Origin of the sequence: Williamwhitmania sp. (assembly GCA_035529935.1) — a bacterium.
In the GTDB taxonomy this organism is placed as follows: domain Bacteria; phylum Bacteroidota; class Bacteroidia; order Bacteroidales; family Williamwhitmaniaceae; genus Williamwhitmania.
The window spans coordinates 1-17,975 of the sequence record DATKVT010000091.1; the positions used below are offsets into that span (position 1 = coordinate 1).

A 17,975-nucleotide genomic window follows, 5' to 3' on the forward strand; every position below is an offset into this window, starting at 1 on the left:
CAATGGTTGGCTCCTCAACGACGTTCTTCGTAAACAATGGGGTTTTAAAGGATTTGTTGTTACCGATTACACCTCTATCAACGAGCTAATTCCACATGGCGTGGCTGCCGACTCTGCAGATGCCGGTAGATTGGCTATCAATGCCGGAGTCGACATGGACATGCAGGGAGATATTTATAATAAATACTTAGCTGGGCTTGTTAAGCAGGGAAAAGTTTCTGTGAAAACAATCAATGAAGCGGTTAAGCGCATCCTTGTGGCTAAGTATGAGTTGGGGCTCTTTTCCGATCCTTACCGCTACTGCAACAATGCTAGGGAGAAAACCGAAATTATGACTCCCGAGCACATGGAATTTGCCCGCAAGTTTGCCGCTCGATCATGCGTTCTTTTGAAAAACAAGAACAATGTGCTCCCACTCTCCTCCTCGGTTAAGTCTATCGCAGTGATTGGACCTCTTGCCGATGCTAAGCAGGACATGCTCGGCAGCTGGTCGGCAGCTGGTGATGGAAACAAGTGCATTTCACTCCTCGAAGGTGTACAAAATGCACTTTCACCTAACACAAAAATCACCTATGAAAAGGGTTGTAACATTAACGATAACTCCACTGCAAGTATTGCTAAAGCTGTTTCTGCGGCTCGAGGTGCACAGGTGGTAATTCTTGCGCTTGGAGAGAGCCGCGACATGAGCGGTGAGGCTGCTAGTAGAAGCAATATCGACCTTCCTGGAGTTCAGCAAATGCTGGCAGAAACAGTGATCAAGGCAAATCCGAACACGGTAGTTGTGCTATTCAATGGTCGACCTCTTACTATAACAAATCTCGATGCCATTGCTCCATCCATTCTTGAGGCATGGTTTGGTGGCACCGAGGCTGGAAATGGCGTGGCCGACGTTCTTTTTGGAAAGTATAATCCATCGGGTAGGTTAACTATGTCCTTCCCAAGAAATATGGGACAAATTCCCATTTACTACAACCACAAGAATACAGGACGCCCTGTTGATCCTTCAAAAGTTGAGAAGTACAAGTCGAAATACATCGACTGCTCCAACGACCCGCTCTACCCGTTCGGCTATGGACTTAGCTACACCACCTTCGATTACTCCAACGTGGTGCTCGACAAAAACGAATACACTGCCAACGACACCATTGTAGCAAGGATAAGTGTAATGAATTCGGGTAAGGTTAACGGCGAGGAGGTTATTCAACTCTATGTTCGCGATTTGGTCGGTGAGGTTACCAGACCGGTTCTAGAGCTAAAAGGGTTTAAGAAGGTTTTCATTCCTGCTGGACAAAGCGTTACGGTTACCTTTAAGCTCACTCCCAACGATTTGAAATACTATCACAGCAACATGGATTACTCTTGGGATCCGGGGGTATTTGAGATACATATTGGTCCTAACTCGGCACAAACAAATATGGCAAGATTTACTCTCAAATAGGAGAGTCGTTTTCAGGTTTTATTGGGTTTAGGTTTGGCCGGAGGGTTCGGGATTCCCTTCGGCCATCTTTTTAATATCAGCTGCAATACCTTCCTTGTAAATTTATTACATCTCGGGCCTTCAGCCCTCAAATCCTACCGGCGGCTTATACACAGGGTTGCACTTCGTTTAACCCTGTGCTTTTACATGTCGCTCCTTCTGAGCGAAAGACCTTAAACCGGTAAAATGGTTAGAACCCGTTTTATAGCAATCAATCAGGGGCAACGCCCCGAAACGTATCAGCACAGGACGGCGCGTAGCAAAGCCCTGTGTATGCCATCGCAGATTCGTGGAAGCCCTGAAGGGGCGAAAGGTAATATACACCTTTCATCGCAACAATAAACCTACGGAGTTAATCCCATACATACCGTTCATCATAATCAACCGCATACTGTTTGAAAAAATCCCGCAGCTCATCCTTGAATGAAACTGTCCCATGATGGATCACCTGATTTTGAATGTATTGCTTTATATTGTCAACCTTTGAGGCACTTACTGAAAAAATAGCATAACCGTCCTGCCAGTCAAACTGCGAAAGTCCGTTACTCTTTAACCATTTTGAAGAGCTAACTTTGATTGTAGCGACAAGATTTGCCATGGTAATGGTGCGAGGCAGTGTGCAAAGAATATGGATGTGATCGGGATTGGAATAGAGTTCGGTTGTATACGATCCAGTTTTCGAAAGAATACCAACTATATAGGATTGAAGCTCCACCCTAATTGATTCAAGTATAAAGTTCTGCCTATTTTTTGTTCCAAATACAATATGGAGGTAAACCTTGGCTAATGATTGGGGCATATTTTCAATAAATTGATTAACATCTCCACTTTATGCCTTTTGTCCTATTGTAGATATGGATGGAAACTCATTAGGCTAAACCATTCTATTCCCAACACTTTTGTTGGCAAGGCATTGAACACAAATTACAATATTCCATCGTAAATGTCAATTGGTGAATGAGAAATACTTTGGAAAATTAAATACATCTCGGGCCTTCAGCCCGCAAATCCTACCGGTGGCTTATGCACAGGGTTCCACCCTGTGCTGTTACATCTCGCTCCTTCAGAGCGAACGACCTTAAACCGGTAAAATGGTTAGAACCAGGTTTGTAGGAACCAATCAGGGGCAACGCCCCGAAACGTAACAGCACAGGGCTGCGCGTAGCAAAGCCCTGTGTATGCCATCGCAGATTCGTGGAAGCCCTGAAGGGGCGAAAGGTATTGAATGCCAGCTATTCAAACACACCTAAATGGTTTGTAGGCAAAATTCTATTTCTCTTGGCTCTCCTGTGTGCTTTCCCTCCACGTCGGAAAGCTTTACTGTTGGCACAAACGTGGTCCATCCTGCAGGCTTTGCTGCAAATAGCTTTATAACCATGTTCAACGGCTGTACACCAACGTCGTTCGAGAGGTAGGTACCAATACCATACACGTCGTGGAGCCTACCATTAACATACTGCTTTATCTCCTTCACCTTTTCCAAGTCGAGCGCATCGCTATATACAATGGTTTTACTCCTAGCATCAATCCGGTAACGTTGGTAGTGATTCAGTGTTTTATCGGTAAACTCCAACGGGTCTCCACTATCCCAACGAACACCATCGAAGAGTTTAGAATGCTTGGTGTTGAAACTTTTGAAGAAATTATCGGAGGTATAGGTGTCGGTGAGCGCAATACCCAAGCTACCTTGATACACATCCACCCAGTTATCGAGCGCAATGGAGTTGGCCATACGGTACCCAAAGTGTGCTCCATGATACATAAACCACTCGTGCGGGTGGGTTCCCAATGGTGTTAAACCATGCTTCATTGCCAAATATACGTTGCTGGTACCATTGAGCAACTTGCCCATGTGCTCCTTTAGTATGCCCACCATGGTATTCTGTATTTCAAAGGAGTAACGCCGGCGCGTACCAAACTCCGATACCTCTGCACCAATGTTCACAAACTCCTTAGCCTTTGCCACAATTCTGGGCTTATAATTATCGGTCTGCTGTCCAGTTAATCTAAAATAAAGTTCCGAAATAATGGCCATCACCGGAACTTCCCAAAGCACGGTACGGTACCAAGGTCCCCGTATTTCTACCTCCAAATCGCCTCCATTCTGCGATATCTCAACCTCGGCTGGGTCAAAACGGTAACCCTTAAGCAAATCAACAAATACCGGTTCAAAGTAGTAGCATTTACGACGAATAAACTCCTCAGCCTCCTGCGTTAAGGTTAAGACCCGCATGGCATCAACCTCCTTGCGTAATTCAGCGCCAAAACCTTTAGGAAATGAAGTATTTCCCCTGTTTACAAAACGATAAACTACCTCCGCCGTGGGGAACTTCTTTTGAATGGCGTTCATGGTAGTAAACTTATAGAGATCGTTATCAAGCAAATCACGAATAATCATATCGAAGCTATTAAAGTTGTATTCTCGTTGATGATGTAATTGTGGCACCTAACTGTGCAGCCCGGTTGAATATTGGTTCTGCCAGCTGCTCAAATCCCAGAACGTTACTCATGCAATCGTTCAAAAGGTAGAGCTTAGCAACCAACTCAGGATAGTCGAACAGCTGACGTATGGTGTTGGCTACGCAATGGCTGCGAGCCTCTCCTGCCACCACTATCCTTTGATAATGAGTCAGCTCATCAAGCAATGCCATATTCATCTGCGTTTCAGGAGCCGATGGTAGTGGTACATTAGCCCTAAAGGCTCCAAAATGCTCGGTGAACGGATTGGTTCCCTTTACAACCAACCTGTAAAATCGCCCATCGGCAGCCCACTCCCTTGCGGCTTGCATAACGCTGGGAGTAATGGCCGCCCCCTCACTTCCCATAAGGCAGTGCTCCGGCCAAATGGTATGTGGATACTCCCCTTGGCTGTCCAACGCTTTCAAATACTCCAGCACCTGCTCCCGCTCAAAAAGAGGATTCCATACGCCTTGTTCAACCTCTTCCAGCGAAATTCCAGTAAACGGTAGTGGCCTATCTCCGGCTATGTTCCTCCAAAATCCAGGATGCGCAATATCCATCACCTGATGGCTATCTTGCGTTAGTATTATACTGTCAAGTTTCGAAGCATTGTGCTTGATAAAACGACTAAGCCTCTCGGTGTCCTGTTCCGCCCCGGGAACGTAGAGAGCTCCGGCAGGTAGGCAAAAGTCATTCTGCATATCAATTATAAAAAGGGCGGTCTTCATCATTTTTAAAATCTGTTAAATTTCAAAGTTGAATCCTCGCTCGGTAAGCTCCTGATACTTTGCCTTATCGAAGCTGAAGTAGCGTGCACCCTTGTGAGGAACTCCGGTTACGCACTCCTCGTGTTCCACAATTACGCCTGTTCCCATTATCTTCTTTCGAAAATTACGCCTGTCCAGGGTCACACCCAGAATAGACTCGTAGAGGTTCTGCAGCTCGGGCATGGTAAACTTTTCGGGCAGTAGTTCGAAGCCGATGGGCTGGTAACGAATTTTGCCCTTCAGCCGGTTAAGGGCAACGCGGAAAATATGATCGTGATCGAATGCTAGCAAAGGAACCTTGGAGATGGGAAACCACTGCGCCTTACCAGCGTCGTCGCCAGCCTCAATCCTATAGTCCAAAAGTTTAATTAATGCGTAGTAGGCAACAGTAATTACCCGTCCTCGAGGGTCGCGGTTTACATCGCTAAAGGTGTAGAGCTGCTCAATAAACAGGTTTTCCACGCCCGTTTCCTCCATTAACTCGCGACGAGCACAATCGTCGGCATTTTCATCCATGTTGAGGAAACCACCGGGTAAGGCCCAGCGCCCTTTGAAAGGCTCAATGCCACGCTCGATAAGTAAAACCTTCAGTTCACCGGCATCAAAGCCGAAAATTGCACAATCGGTAGTTACGGCAGGTCTGGGATAATCGTAGCAATATTGCCCTTTTGTTGGCTCCATATCTTTGCGTTTATTTTACGCAAAGAAAGATGCAAAAAATGAAAAAACAAACATTTATCGTGTATTTTTTACACATTGATGCATTTTAAAAAAAACATTGACTACCCATTAACATAAGATATATTGGTGCTAATAAAAAAAGACAATAATCACAGGCAAAAAGAGAACGTTCTTTGGTAAGCAAAACACATTAATGTATAACTTTAAAGGGCAAAAATTGACCAAATAACATGCTAAATGGAAATCAAGAAAACGAATATATCAATTCATACAATCACCGTTGAGAAAATCCAATACTACTAACCTAAAACAAATTGACTATGAAGAAGAATTCCAAAAACCTTAAATCAGCCTTTCGTTACTTAGGCTTTATTGCTGTTTCAGCAATGCTCTTTATGGGCAGCGCCTGCACCTCCACAACAAAAACTCCATTGGACGCCAACAGTGTTCCACCATCCGATGCCCAAAAGTGGATTAAGCGCCTGAACAACGGCCACTACCCCGACTATCAATTTGTGAAGCACACCCCCGTTGGAGAGGCCATTCTCAAGCCTCTTGCTGCCGATACCGCTCTTCGTGTAAAGTTTTACTTTGGCTACTCCAGCGTGGATAAGGAAAGTAGCCTATTCTCGCTATTTGCTAAAGGAGTTGAGGAGGCCGGTAAGTATACCATCGATACCAACGTGGTATTTCACTTCAACGGGAAGGATTGGGAGCCATGCTCCTTTATGCTGCTAAAAGAGGAGGCAACGGCATGGGCGCAGCTACCCAAAACATTCGACTTTAAGGTTAACTCCTTCCTTGTGCCCAGAGCCGATATTACAACCATGTCGAGCAAAAAGAGTAAGGTTTATATAGATCTTGGCTGCACCGAGGTTGATGAGCTAAAAATGCTGCTCAATCTGGTCTCTGCAACCAGCGATTCCACACTAAAGGGATCCGACGATTACTTAGATGCTCTCTGTCCATGCCCGCCTGTTTGTGCTGGTAATGAACCTTAACCAAAAAAAATTATATGACACAGTTTTTCTACTACCTAATCAATGGGGTATTTTTTTTTACCATTATTGCCATAATCATTGGCCTCATTAGGTATAGAAAATTGGATGGTTTAAGTTTAATTATTTTTTACTACCTCGTTTACAGCTTTGTAAACGGGGTAGTTATGTTTGTTTACGGTGAATTGGGAATGAATAATCTATTCTACTACAATTCTGATATTGTAATAGAGTTTGTAATACTTGGAGCATTTTTTTGGTTCAGTTCACAACACAAATGGTTTAGACGGGGTATTGTTACCTCTGGGGCAATTTTTGTAGTTGTATTTCTCTCAACTTTCAACTCCAAACTGGGCTACCTCAACCTACTAAAAATGGTGGAAACTATTTCCATCTTTCTCGGGGGATTAACCCTCACCATTCAGGAAAACAGCAAAACAGATAAGCTCTCGCATAGCCCCCGCTTTTGGATTAGCGCGGGGCTAATGATCTACAGCGCCCCTACATTTCTCATTGCCGCTGCAAGTAACCAAATATTGCTATTGCCTAAGGAGCAGGCATTTATTATCTGGGCATTAAACTCCATTTTCTACGGCATCATGATTCTCTTTATCTGCATAGCCTTTCTGCGATGTTCGAAAACCTAACCCTCTTTCAGGTGATTATTGTTGGCACGTTAATGTTCTTTGCGTTAACGGCCATAATTATAGCGGTAATCAGCATGTATAACAAGAAGTTGGTTACGGAGAAGTTAGCACACAAGGATGCACTGGTAAAGAGTGAGATTGTGGGCCTAGAAAAGGAGCGTGAGCGGCTTGCCAAAGACCTGCACGATGAGGTTGGTGCCAACCTATCGTTTATTGCCATGAGCCTTTCCTCGCAGCTCAAAAATGTAGAATCAGAAGCGGTGAAAAACTCCTTCGAAGAGCTGCTACACGAGCTCAAGCAAACGGTGAGCCGGGTAAGGGAAATTTCGCACGATCTTGTTCCACCGCTCATTGAAAAGCAGGGGTTAGTAGCGGCACTTCGCGATCTTGGGAGCATTGTAAGTCAAGGAGCAATTGAGCTTAACCTCTCCGCAACCAGCGAACTCAAGCAGCTGAATCCCACGGTGGCCATCAACCTCTATCGCGCCCTAAAGGAGCTGATAAACAACAGCGTTAAGCATTCGGGAGGGAACAGCATAAATATCACCTTGGAAGAGACGGCAACGCAGCTAAACATTACCTATGCCGATAATGGACAGGGGTTCGACTACGAGAAAGGGATGGCCAAAAGTAGTCAAGGTCTCAAAACCATTGAAAATAGGATTAACTTTATTGGCGCTACTTACAGAATGGAGGTGCAAGCAGGAAAAGTAACCGCCTACCACATCTGGGTGCCAAACCATTGAGTAGAGCCCCACAGCATGCTCCAATAAACTTTTGGTTTGGTGGCTTGTTTGTTGTTAGCACATTACTGAGTTGGATTATAAACCGCCGCAACCATGAGTCCTTCGTCAATTAAACCATTCGACATTATTGTTGCCGACGATCATAACCTCTTCCGCAAAGGAGTTATGCGAATTGTTGAGGACTTTCCCTTCATTCGAAAGGTCTACCCAGCCTCCAACGGACGAGAAGTTTTGGATATACTAAAAACAACAACCCCATTGCCATCGCTGGTGCTCCTCGACCTAATGATGCCAGAAATGGATGGAATGGAGGCCACCAAGCACATAAAAAAAGATTTCCCAGAGGTGAAAATCATAATCCTATCCATGATTCAACAGCAGGATAGCATTAAGCAGATGCTTGAGCAGGACGTGAATGGCTATCTACTTAAAGATTGCTCGGAGGATGAGTTAATTAGAGCAATCCAAACAGTTATGGAGCACAGCTACTACTATACCCGCGAGCAGGTAGTGCTCATGCAAAGAAGTTCCCAAAGCAATGATGGTATTCGGGAGCCAAACAAAAGCCTTTCTAAGCGCGAAGAGGATATTTTGAGGCTCCTGTGTCAAGCGCTATCTCCCACCGAAATTGCCGATGAACTATTCATAAGCGTTAGAACCGTTGAGGTACATAAACGCAATATAATGGAAAAAACGGGTAGCCGCAACACAGTTGAGATGGTTCTCTACGGCATTAGAGCCGGTATAGCCTCCATTGAAACAAACCAAAATTAACTCGCATTGTGTTCTGTCGACACCAGCAGTAACATCTTTGCTCACAAGTAGTAATAGTTCGTTTAATAGCAAAGATTTCCTAACCAACCAAAGCCACTTCTTGAAACATGTTGGAGTATTTGCTCCTATTCTCAAAATACGTAAAAATACGTATTGACGGAGCATTGGCCTCAAGCTATCTTGCAGCCATTAATAAAGAATTACCGCCGCAATCATTTTGATTCTTTTCAACAGCTCATGTCAGCTTGATTGCGTCATTGTAACCTCAAGAGTACGGTCATGGCAAATGTTGCAAATCTAATTTTCGAAGGTAGCGAGCTGAAGTGGAAAGCCCTTTCTGAAGGCAGAATGGTTGTTACCAAGGTTAACAGGAATCGCTCCTTTGTCACCATCGATCGCTATAACGAAGCAAAGAAGACCACCTTTTTCGGAGCAATTACCACCAACGAAATTATACTAATAAGTTCCGATGCCGAGGAGAATGAGGTGTGGCGTGGTATTGCAATTTCAAATAATCAGATAATAGGAGATGTTGAAGGACGTTGCTCTTTCTCCATCAACAAATAGAATACTCTATAACTGGTCATCGGGTAATTGAGGAGAAGAGGACGAATTAATTACCATGATTTAGCGCTAGAGTTTATTGCGGCGGATAACTCCATGAATGCCAACGGGCATCTCATGGAGTTATTATTTTTAGACAGATGATGCTTCGTTCATCATACTAATGATATGTAAGGTATCGATGGTAACCAACCCAACCAACCCCATTGGTACTTTCGCCAAATAATGTATATTAGCGATGTAATCAGTCCATTCGCATGACTATGCATTCCCTCTATCGAATAGTTGTTACGCTTACCGCAATTGGGTGTATGCTAAGGCCATCCAGCCCTGTTTTTGGGAGTGGCCCAGGCCATGAAATAAAACCTCACCTGTCCGGGAACATCAACATTTCAAGCCAGAACTGGGGCATCTGTCAAAATCCGGTAAATCATCTAATATACTTTGCCAACACCCAAGGGCTAATAGAATACGACGGCGTTTCGGCCAGAATATGGAAACATCCGGAGCATAAAATTATCCGGTCGGTGCAGATAGACAATAAGGGTTTAATCTTCACTGGGGCTTTTGAGGATTTTGGCTACTGGACAGAGGAAGATGGCAGCAATCTGCACTACCATTCACTTACAGCCAAAGTATCCATTCCTCAGAATGACGAAATTTGGAAGATTTATATTCAAAAAGGAAAAGTTTACTTTCAGTCATTCACATCGATATATGTGTACGACTACAAAACGGTAAAGCGCATTTCCGCCCCTACGATCATCCTATTTATGTTTCCTGTAAATGGCCAGTTTATTGTTCAGGGGTTAAGCGAAGGGTTATACCACTTTGATGGAGAAAACTTCACATTTATTCCGGGCAGCGAAATATTTAATCGTTCGAAGGTTCATGCTATTATACCACAGACGAATAAAAGTCTCTTCATTTGCACTGACAGAAATGGTCTATATACTTTTAATGGAGAGAAGTTTAAACACTTTGATTCGGAGATATCTACTTTTCTTAGTGATTACAATTGCAATGGAGGTATTCAAGTAAACGACACTCTTTTCGCCTTTGGTACCATTCTTAATGGTGTTGCCTTTTGTAACGATAAAGGTCAGATTACCCGCCACTACAACTACTCCAATGGCCTAAAAAACAACACGGTACTCTCGCTCTACCGCGACAGCTATAATGGATTATGGGTTGGCCTTGACGAGGGCGTCGGGTACATTGGCTTGGAAAATCCATTTACCCCATACTTCAACCCAAGCGGAACGCTCGGAACGGTTTATGCAGTTCTTCGTGATGGCGACAAGCTCTATATTGGTACCAACCATGGCCTTTTTGTAGCCGATATTATTGAGATAAACAACAGCTACAATTTTTCAAATATCAAAATGATTCCGGGTAGCCAAGAACAGGTATGGACGCTTGCCAAATTTGATGGCCAAATATTTTGCGGGCATAACAACGGCACCTACTTAGTAAAGGAAAATGGGCTTGAGAAAATTTCTGATGTCACAGGCTGCTGGGCGATCAAGCCATATGCCGGAAAGTTGGTTGAAGGAACCTATACGGGCTTGGTTATGCTCCAAAAGCAAGGCAACAGCTGGCGGCTGCATCATCGAATTCAGGGATATTTTGAGCCAACCCGCCACATAGAGGTTGACTACCTCGGCTACATTTGGGCTGCCCATCCTCAGCGGGGTGTATATAAGCTGGAATTAAATGACAAAATGGACTCCGTAGCCAAATCGGAGTTCTACCAAAGCCCAAATGCTCAGGAATCAAATTTCGATGTTTTTGCCATCAACAACAGGATTGTATTCACCTCCTCCAATCAAATATACAAGTACGACTACGATCAGAAAAAAATCATTCCGTTTGTTTCGCTCAACAACTCTTTAAAAGAGTATGCCCATGCTAAGCAAATTGTTGCTTACGAAAAGAATGAATACTGGTTCATTCTTCCTGATAAGTTGGCGCTATTCGAGATATCGAAAGATTTTGTGGCAACAAAGCGCATTGAGCTACTTCACAGCAACGCAGAAATTACATCGCGCGACATAAACATACTTCCCCTTTCATCACAATCGGTTCTTATTTCCGACAACAGCCTATTCACCATTTGCAACCTCAATCTGGCTAAAAAAACCTCGCTCCTTAAAGTTCCCATTATCACTAGGCTAGAATTTAACTCACGGAGAAAAACTAAGACCTTTAGTCTCCATTCTTCCGTCCGAATTACGGTTCCTTTCTCCTTCAACAATGTAACGGTATGGTTTGCATTTCCTTCCGAACTAGAACAGGTGGAAAAGAACTTTTTTTACATGCTCGAGGAGGTAGATGGTCAATGGCATAAGACCTCTCTCGACAACATTTCCTACCTCAATTTAAAATATGGAACTTACCACCTAAAAATTAGAACGGAAACAGGAACAACCTTTGCGGAGGTTGAATTTACAATAAGCAGACCATGGTACATCTCATGGTACGCCTATCTTCTTTACCTGTTTCTTTCAAGTGGTATTATCATTTTGTTTAAACGAATTTTCACGGTGGAGGTGCGCAAGAAGAACCAACTGAAGGCTTACGCCATAAATCAAAATCGACTTGAAAGTGAACTGAGCCTAAAAACCAATGAGCTAATGCTTACCATGCGCTACCTCATGCAGAAAAACGAAATACTCACCCAACTGCAAACCAAGGTATCACAGCTTAAGATCGACTCATCAAAATACCCAATAAAGCACATTAGAGATATTGAAAAAATTATAACCCAGGGGCTTGATCTTCAGACAGAAGAGTGGAAGGGTGCAATAAACAACCTGCAACTCTCGGAGCAGGGATTCTTTAAAACACTAAAAGAAAACAACCCTAACCTTACACCTCATGACCTGCGCCTCTGCTCTTACCTGCGAATGAACTTTACAACAAAGGAGATAGCACGGCTACTGAATATCTCCGACCGGGGCGTTGAAATTGGACGGTACCGGCTTCGACGAAAACTTGGGCTGTCGCATAACGACAACCTAACAGAATACCTAATGAGCATTTCTCCCGACAAAGAATAGCGCTTAAGACCAACAGTCAGCATCCCGTTTTTTGAAAATGTTATTACTGTAAAAAGGCCATTGAGCAAGTTGTTAAATGGGTATTTAAGCTGTATGAGAGAGCAGACTCTCACGCTTAAGCAGTATAGAATTAGATACTGCAGAAAACCTTAATTTTAGTATTCATATCCATTTTTCGTTCACAACTCGCCGCAAGACAAAAGACCAAGGTTCCACCATTTGGTGTTTACTATGCATCAGTATTTGTCGTCATAATTCGATTAAACATCTAAATGAAGTTGTATAACTCTACGTTATCCACACAAAAAGTCATTTCATAGGTATTTAATTAACTACGAACTGTTACAAGGTTAATGTTTTGAAACAATTCTTATGTATGGGATTTATGTAGCAAAGAGCTGTAGTTATTAAGTCTCCTGAAGATATTCATTGAAGAGAAGAAAAAACATTACCTGTTGTGGCGTATATGTTTACCTCAAGAATGAATACATCCACACTTAGGCAACAGTTGGATAAACATGTCTCCTCTTTCTACGAATTTATCCACCATCTACTGTGTTTAATCTATTTTATAATCCTATTGCCTACCAGACAATTAACTTTACCCTAGTTTGAATAAAATGGGATTCGTTCGGAAGAAAATATTTGCAGCTGCGCTGCACACCATCATCTGGATCTTGGTCTTTACCATAATTCAGTATGTATTTATGCAGCAGCCCATTGCGCATAATTCATTAACACAATTTATCATCTGGAGCCTCTTTATTGGTCTTTTTTATCTCAACTATCTACTATTTGCTCCTTATTCCCTACCCAGCAAGCAGTTAACTCAATACTTCCTATTCTGTACTGTATCCCTTACTGTAATATTTTTCGCGGTGAGGTGGTTAGTCATAATCTCTCCAAGCAGCTTTAACATGGCTACCAACCCTCAGCAATCGACATCCTTTTCTGGCCATATTACCTCACTCTTTCAGTTAGAATTACCTAACCACGCTGGTGCATTGGGGGCTATAATCGGACTAATGATCCTTGCGATTAGTACCAGCATAAAAGCAACTCAGAGCCTATACCTCAATGAGGAAAAGAGAAAAGAGATTCAAAATGAGAAATTATCAGCAGAACTTCTATTTCTGAAATCGCAGATTAACCCACATTTCTTTTTCAATACCTTAAACAACCTTTACTATCTTGCCCAAACCAAGTCTGACCAATCGCCAGTAGCCATACTCAAGCTCTCAGAAATAATGCGCTACATAATATATGAAGCGGTAAAAGATAGAGTGCCTTTGGCAAAAGAGATCGACTATATTCAAAACTATATCGACCTGCAAAGGCTACGGCTCAACAACAATGTAAGTATTGAATTTACTGCTCATTTAGGTGTGCAAAGCCATCAGATTGGTCCCATGCTACTTATTCCGTTCGTGGAGAATGCATTTAAGCATGGCATTGACTACACCCAACCTACCACCGTCTCCATTTCTGCGTTAGTAGAAGATAACACGCTCCATTTCTGCGTTAAAAACCCACATATACAACAAAACAGAGTTAATCTCGTTTCATCAGGAGTTGGTCTAAAAAATGTAAAAAAACGACTCGAATTGCTATATCCTGGCAATTTTCGTCTTTCAATACAAGAGGATCAACTTTTTACGGTAGATTTGCACATAAATCTAGCACCTGATGAATTGCTTAATTCTTGACGATGAGCCTTTAGCGCTTAAAATAATTGAAGACTACATCAAACATATCCCGTTCCTCGATCTTCAAGGAAAGTGTTTCAGTGCATCTGAAGCCTACGAGATACTACGTAAGCAAAAAATAGATCTCCTGTTTCTCGATATTCAAATGCCGAACATCTCAGGGATAGATTTTATTAATAGCCTAGGAACCAAGCCTCTCTTTATAATCACCACCGCCTTCATGGAATATGCCATTGAAGGTTTTAACTTAAATGCTGTTGACTACCTCTTAAAGCCTATCCCTTTCGATAGGTTTCTTAAAGCAGTAAATAAGGCATATGATTTACACCTGCTCATTCAACAAAGCATTCAGCACCAACAGTCTGCAACTACGAGCTTATCGCCATCAATCCCAATTGCAGCAACTTCAGAAATCATACCCAACCAATTTCTACTGGTAAAGGCGGACTATCAAACGTTGAGGATCAATTTAGATAGTATAGTATACATTGAAGGACTAAAGGATTACGTAAAGATTTTCACGGCCAAAGAGCTGAAGCCCATAATTACCCACCTAAACATAAAGTCCATATACGAAAAACTTCCAGAAGAAGGTTTCACTCGGGTGCATAAATCCTACATTGTATCGATGTCAAAAATTAACTCCGTTACAAAGAATCGGATCGTAATAGGTGAGAAGTGGATTCCAATCGGCGAAAGCTATAAGGATATATTCTTCCAGAAATTCAATTCAGGAAATTAATAAAACCTATAACCGTAATGTTTTATTGGTATTTTGGTCGAACAAACCAAATGTCATTAAGACTTAAGCTGACATTAATTTGGTAATAGTTTTCCCTGATTAAACCATTACTTAATGAACCTCTTTTCCCAGCTTCGAATGACATACCCATAAATGACCTTTCTCTTCTCCCAGGAATCCCGACCCCAACAGTAACAGCATACCCATCAAGATTTACTCCTCTAAGCCTTAGGTAGGATTGGTCATAGTGGAAGCCAGCTTGATATACCATTCGTTGGTATAGAAACCGAGGTACAGAAACACCAGGAAGATATTCGACACCGAGTGCAATCTTTCGACTATTGGCATAGATATGCTGACCGTTCTGATCCACCAAACTACCCCAGTACTGCACTTTATAATCAGCAGCCAAGGTCCAACTCTTCGATTTCATCGATGCACCCAAACCCCAGAACGCGGGTATTGATTGATTGAAAACAGTAGTTGGAATATCTGAAGAGGCGGTAGTGGTAGCAGTTTCAACTGTTAAATATTTCGCAGTGGTTAATGCCGTTTTAAATCCACCTGTAACGCCAACAACATAATCCCAATTATTAATTTTTCCATTGTATTGCGACCCTAAATCGAAATACAAGTTATTAGGTGTGTAATTATTACTCAAGGAATAATAGCCTGCAAAACCCGAGGAGGTAATTTCTTCACTTTTTGTAATCGAACCAAATATATACGATGCATCCACTCCCACAGAAAGGCTATGAGTTAGTCTGAAAGAGTTGGCCCAATAAAACTGACTTAGTCCACCATTACCCTTGTAATTAGTGTTATATGATTGATTGGTTCCTTCAATGGTTCCTGTTTGGTTAATATTATAACCCACATTGCTATAGGGTGCAATACCCAAACTTGTGGCCCAGAAATGATTTAATCGAAAGCCAACTGAGAGTTTTTTTATCCCACTATTAGTTGCAGTAAATCCGTGGTTGTAAGTTTTATAGTCAGTATACTTTGCAGAAAGAGCTACTTCAAACAAGAAAGACAACGTGTCAATACTACTAAGCGAGGCGGGATTTGTCCTATTCAGGAATTGACCAGAGGAAATCCCAATTCCGACCCCTCCCATCCCACTAGTTCTTCCATAATCAGAAGGTTCCAATTCACCTAACGCATAGTATGAGTATGGTGAATTAGTAAACGTTTGAGCATGTGCTGAACCAATAATAAGGGATAACAAAACAACTAATAACGTTTGCTTATTCATGCGAGGCAATGTAAAGAATTAATTTAGTGTTGTAATGAGATCGTAATGGATCTGCAATCACAGCATGGTCAAAAGATACGGAGTAATTATTAGGCACAATTAACAATCCATTCAAATTACTACTATTTGTACCAAGCACCGTATTAACAAAGGTGGTTACATCCCAACTGTAAGTCGAGTTGCTAGGAATAACGCCATCAACATTCAGATTGCCACCTTCTGCATTGCCATTACTATCGTTTACAATACTAACAAAATCATTAAATTTATTAGTAAAATAAAGGTTTAAGTTACTTGGCAAATAATCCAAATTTTGAGGCACCACTGGTTGAACTACAAGTACTGCTCTCAAAACTTGCATGTTAGGATGGTATTTCAGAAGGCTAGAAAGATACGGGAAATCAACCCGAGTAACTATTCCAGTCCCCCCCTGAACAAAGGAATAGTTCCCAGTATTAGAAGAGTTAGTAGGAACATTACTCAAATCCTTTGTGAGAGGTGAATTTGTCCTATTGCTATAAATGTGATTAAATTGGTGATCTAGTAGGCAAGGATTGAATTGTACATCTCGTGAAACGTTTACTACATCCCCTTCATTATGATAGTATAAGTTCATATACATAGAAGTAGAATTAATATTGAATCCAACAATAGAAGAGTTGGTAGGGTCTGCAACAAAGGCAATGCCCTTAAAATAATTAACAAAATTGTCTTGTGATGCCAATTCATCAGAGCCATTGGCCAACTTATCGAGGAATTCCGCTCCAAGGCTGCCAGCTAACTTAATAGTTACTGTTTGATCGGAATTAGGCCGCGGCAAAATTTCAATTTCTCCAATACTATCTGCATCATAAGAAAAACTGGAGGTATTATACAAGTATTGGCTGCTCGTTGGGAAGACTATATCTTGATTTACCCTATGTAAACTAAACTTTAATGGCTGCAAGGTATCACCATAGTACAAACCTGAATATTTCAGTGTTAGAATCAACGAATCATATACTGCATTACCGAGCAAGCCTGAAGAATTACCGACCGATACGAGGCCAGGAGTATTAAAGATTACATAGCTAGTAGATTGTGTAACCCCAAAGACAGATTCTGGATCAACATAACTCCCCACCAGAGCTAAATTCTTGTTTGAGGAGATAATTGAATCCATAAGGAAAGACGAAAAATTGACTGTAAGCGAATCAATGTATTTAACATTAACGTCGCTATTCATAAACTGTGACCCTATGGCCTCATCTCCCTTTACACATGAACTTTCATTAATTGCTAGAGCGATTCCCAAAATAATAAGACAATACCGAACTATCCCCATAAAGTCATAATTTTCAACTACAGTCTGCTTATGCATTCAAATAATAACCAAAGATGTCAAGCAATAATAATGGTAGAAAAAATAATATACCTATTACCACATTAAAATGTCAAAAAGTATAGAAACATAGACATCATGATAAGAAATTAATATAGAGCCGTTTGCTAAATAATATAACGATCAGTATAGAGTTTGTATACTTTTTCTTACATTTGGTCGATATTCCTAGTCAAAGATACTCCCTTTTTATACTTTCAACGCTGTATTTTAAACAAAACATTTATTTAAAAGGAATTTCCGATGAGAAAATCGTTTTTAATTGGGCTGATTTTTATAATACCATCACTCTTTTCTTCCTGTAACAAAAGTAGTAGCACTGACTTGGTGGGCAACTGGGTTAACAGGTATGATTTTGATGGGATTGCTCGAAGTTATGCAGTTGGCTTCACAATTGGGGACAAATCATACTTAATCGGTGGATACGATGGGGATGACAGGCTTCGGTTAATTGACTCGTGGCAATACGATCCATCAAAAAACCAATGGCTGAGATTGGCTGACTTTCCTGGAGTTGGAAGAACTGGCGCTGTTGCTTTTGCAGCAAACGGTAAAGGTTATGTAGGCTTAGGCTATGATGGTACTAACAAACTTAACGATTTCTGGGAGTACGATCCTACCTTAAATACTTGGACACAAGTGGCAGACTTTCCGGATTCCCCAAGATATGGATCAGTAGCCTTCTCTGTTGGCAATTATGGTTATGTACTTG

Annotated in this window: 16 protein-coding genes; 10 read left to right on the top strand and 6 right to left on the bottom strand. The window is 41.8% G+C overall.

The annotated features are described in order from the left end of the window. On the top strand, positions 1-1,438 hold a 1,438-nt coding region (locus VMW01_07090), incomplete at its 5' end, for a glycoside hydrolase family 3 C-terminal domain-containing protein (GenBank protein HUW06008.1). A 391-nt stretch (positions 1,439-1,829) separates the two neighbouring features. Here VMW01_07090 and tnpA read toward each other — a convergent pair. The 4 genes from tnpA to VMW01_07110 all read right to left on the bottom strand — a co-directional run bounded on the left by tnpA (position 1,830) and on the right by VMW01_07110 (position 5,385). Next, the gene (tnpA, locus tag VMW01_07095) at positions 1,830-2,276 is read right to left on the bottom strand and encodes an IS200/IS605 family transposase (GenBank protein ID HUW06009.1); all 447 of its coding nucleotides are present in this window, start codon (positions 2,274-2,276) and stop codon (positions 1,830-1,832) included. A gap of 447 nt (positions 2,277-2,723) precedes the next feature. Beyond that, positions 2,724-3,875: a nicotinate phosphoribosyltransferase gene (gene pncB, locus VMW01_07100; GenBank protein ID HUW06010.1), complete on the bottom strand. Its 1,152-nt coding sequence runs from the start codon at positions 3,873-3,875 to the stop codon at positions 2,724-2,726. A gap of 10 nt (positions 3,876-3,885) precedes the next feature. Continuing rightward, positions 3,886-4,668: an isochorismatase family protein gene (locus tag VMW01_07105; GenBank protein ID HUW06011.1), complete on the bottom strand. Its 783-nt coding sequence runs from the start codon at positions 4,666-4,668 to the stop codon at positions 3,886-3,888. 12 nt (positions 4,669-4,680) lie between these two features. Further along, positions 4,681-5,385 carry an NUDIX domain-containing protein gene (locus tag VMW01_07110; protein ID HUW06012.1) on the bottom strand — a complete coding sequence of 235 codons (705 nt, stop codon included), beginning with the start codon at positions 5,383-5,385 and terminating at the stop codon, positions 4,681-4,683. Between the two features lie 320 nt (positions 5,386-5,705). Here VMW01_07110 and VMW01_07115 point away from each other — a divergent pair, with 320 nt between their 5' ends. The 8 genes from VMW01_07115 (at position 5,706) to VMW01_07150 (ending at position 14,624) form a co-directional block, all read left to right on the top strand. Further along, positions 5,706-6,386, top strand: coding sequence for a hypothetical protein (locus VMW01_07115; protein ID HUW06013.1), 681 nt, complete (start codon positions 5,706-5,708; stop codon positions 6,384-6,386). Positions 6,387-6,400: 14 nt separating this feature from the next. Next, positions 6,401-7,030 (top strand): hypothetical protein, encoded by a 630-nt coding sequence (locus VMW01_07120; GenBank protein HUW06014.1) that lies wholly within the window; start codon positions 6,401-6,403, stop codon positions 7,028-7,030. Next, positions 7,015-7,776, top strand: coding sequence for a histidine kinase (locus tag VMW01_07125; GenBank protein HUW06015.1), 762 nt, complete (start codon positions 7,015-7,017; stop codon positions 7,774-7,776). Before VMW01_07120 ends, VMW01_07125 begins: the two co-directional genes overlap by 16 nt. A 93-nt stretch (positions 7,777-7,869) precedes the next feature. Next, positions 7,870-8,550 (top strand): response regulator transcription factor, encoded by a 681-nt coding sequence (locus VMW01_07130; GenBank protein HUW06016.1) that lies wholly within the window; start codon positions 7,870-7,872, stop codon positions 8,548-8,550. Positions 8,551-8,829: 279 nt separating this feature from the next. After that, positions 8,830-9,117: a hypothetical protein gene (locus VMW01_07135; protein ID HUW06017.1), complete on the top strand. Its 288-nt coding sequence runs from the start codon at positions 8,830-8,832 to the stop codon at positions 9,115-9,117. 254 nt (positions 9,118-9,371) lie between these two features. Beyond that, positions 9,372-12,176, top strand: coding sequence for a two-component regulator propeller domain-containing protein (locus VMW01_07140; GenBank protein HUW06018.1), 2,805 nt, complete (start codon positions 9,372-9,374; stop codon positions 12,174-12,176). A 620-nt stretch (positions 12,177-12,796) separates the two neighbouring features. Next, positions 12,797-13,882 (top strand): sensor histidine kinase, encoded by a 1,086-nt coding sequence (locus VMW01_07145; GenBank protein ID HUW06019.1) that lies wholly within the window; start codon positions 12,797-12,799, stop codon positions 13,880-13,882. Continuing rightward, positions 13,863-14,624 (top strand): response regulator transcription factor, encoded by a 762-nt coding sequence (locus tag VMW01_07150; GenBank protein ID HUW06020.1) that lies wholly within the window; start codon positions 13,863-13,865, stop codon positions 14,622-14,624. Before VMW01_07145 ends, VMW01_07150 begins: the two co-directional genes overlap by 20 nt. 22 nt (positions 14,625-14,646) lie before the next feature. Here VMW01_07150 and VMW01_07155 read toward each other — a convergent pair whose 3' ends face one another. Together VMW01_07155 and VMW01_07160 are read right to left on the bottom strand one after the other, a co-directional pair. Next, complete coding sequence (locus VMW01_07155) at positions 14,647-15,882, bottom strand: hypothetical protein (GenBank protein ID HUW06021.1); 1,236 nt, start codon at positions 15,880-15,882, stop codon at positions 14,647-14,649. Then, positions 15,875-17,206 carry a DUF4270 family protein gene (locus VMW01_07160; protein HUW06022.1) on the bottom strand — a complete coding sequence of 444 codons (1,332 nt, stop codon included), beginning with the start codon at positions 17,204-17,206 and terminating at the stop codon, positions 15,875-15,877. Before VMW01_07160 ends, VMW01_07155 begins: the two co-directional genes overlap by 8 nt. Positions 17,207-17,506: 300 nt before the next feature. Here VMW01_07160 and VMW01_07165 point away from each other — a divergent pair. After that, a partial coding sequence (locus VMW01_07165) for a kelch repeat-containing protein (GenBank protein HUW06023.1) occupies positions 17,507-17,975 on the top strand: 469 nt, incomplete at its 3' end.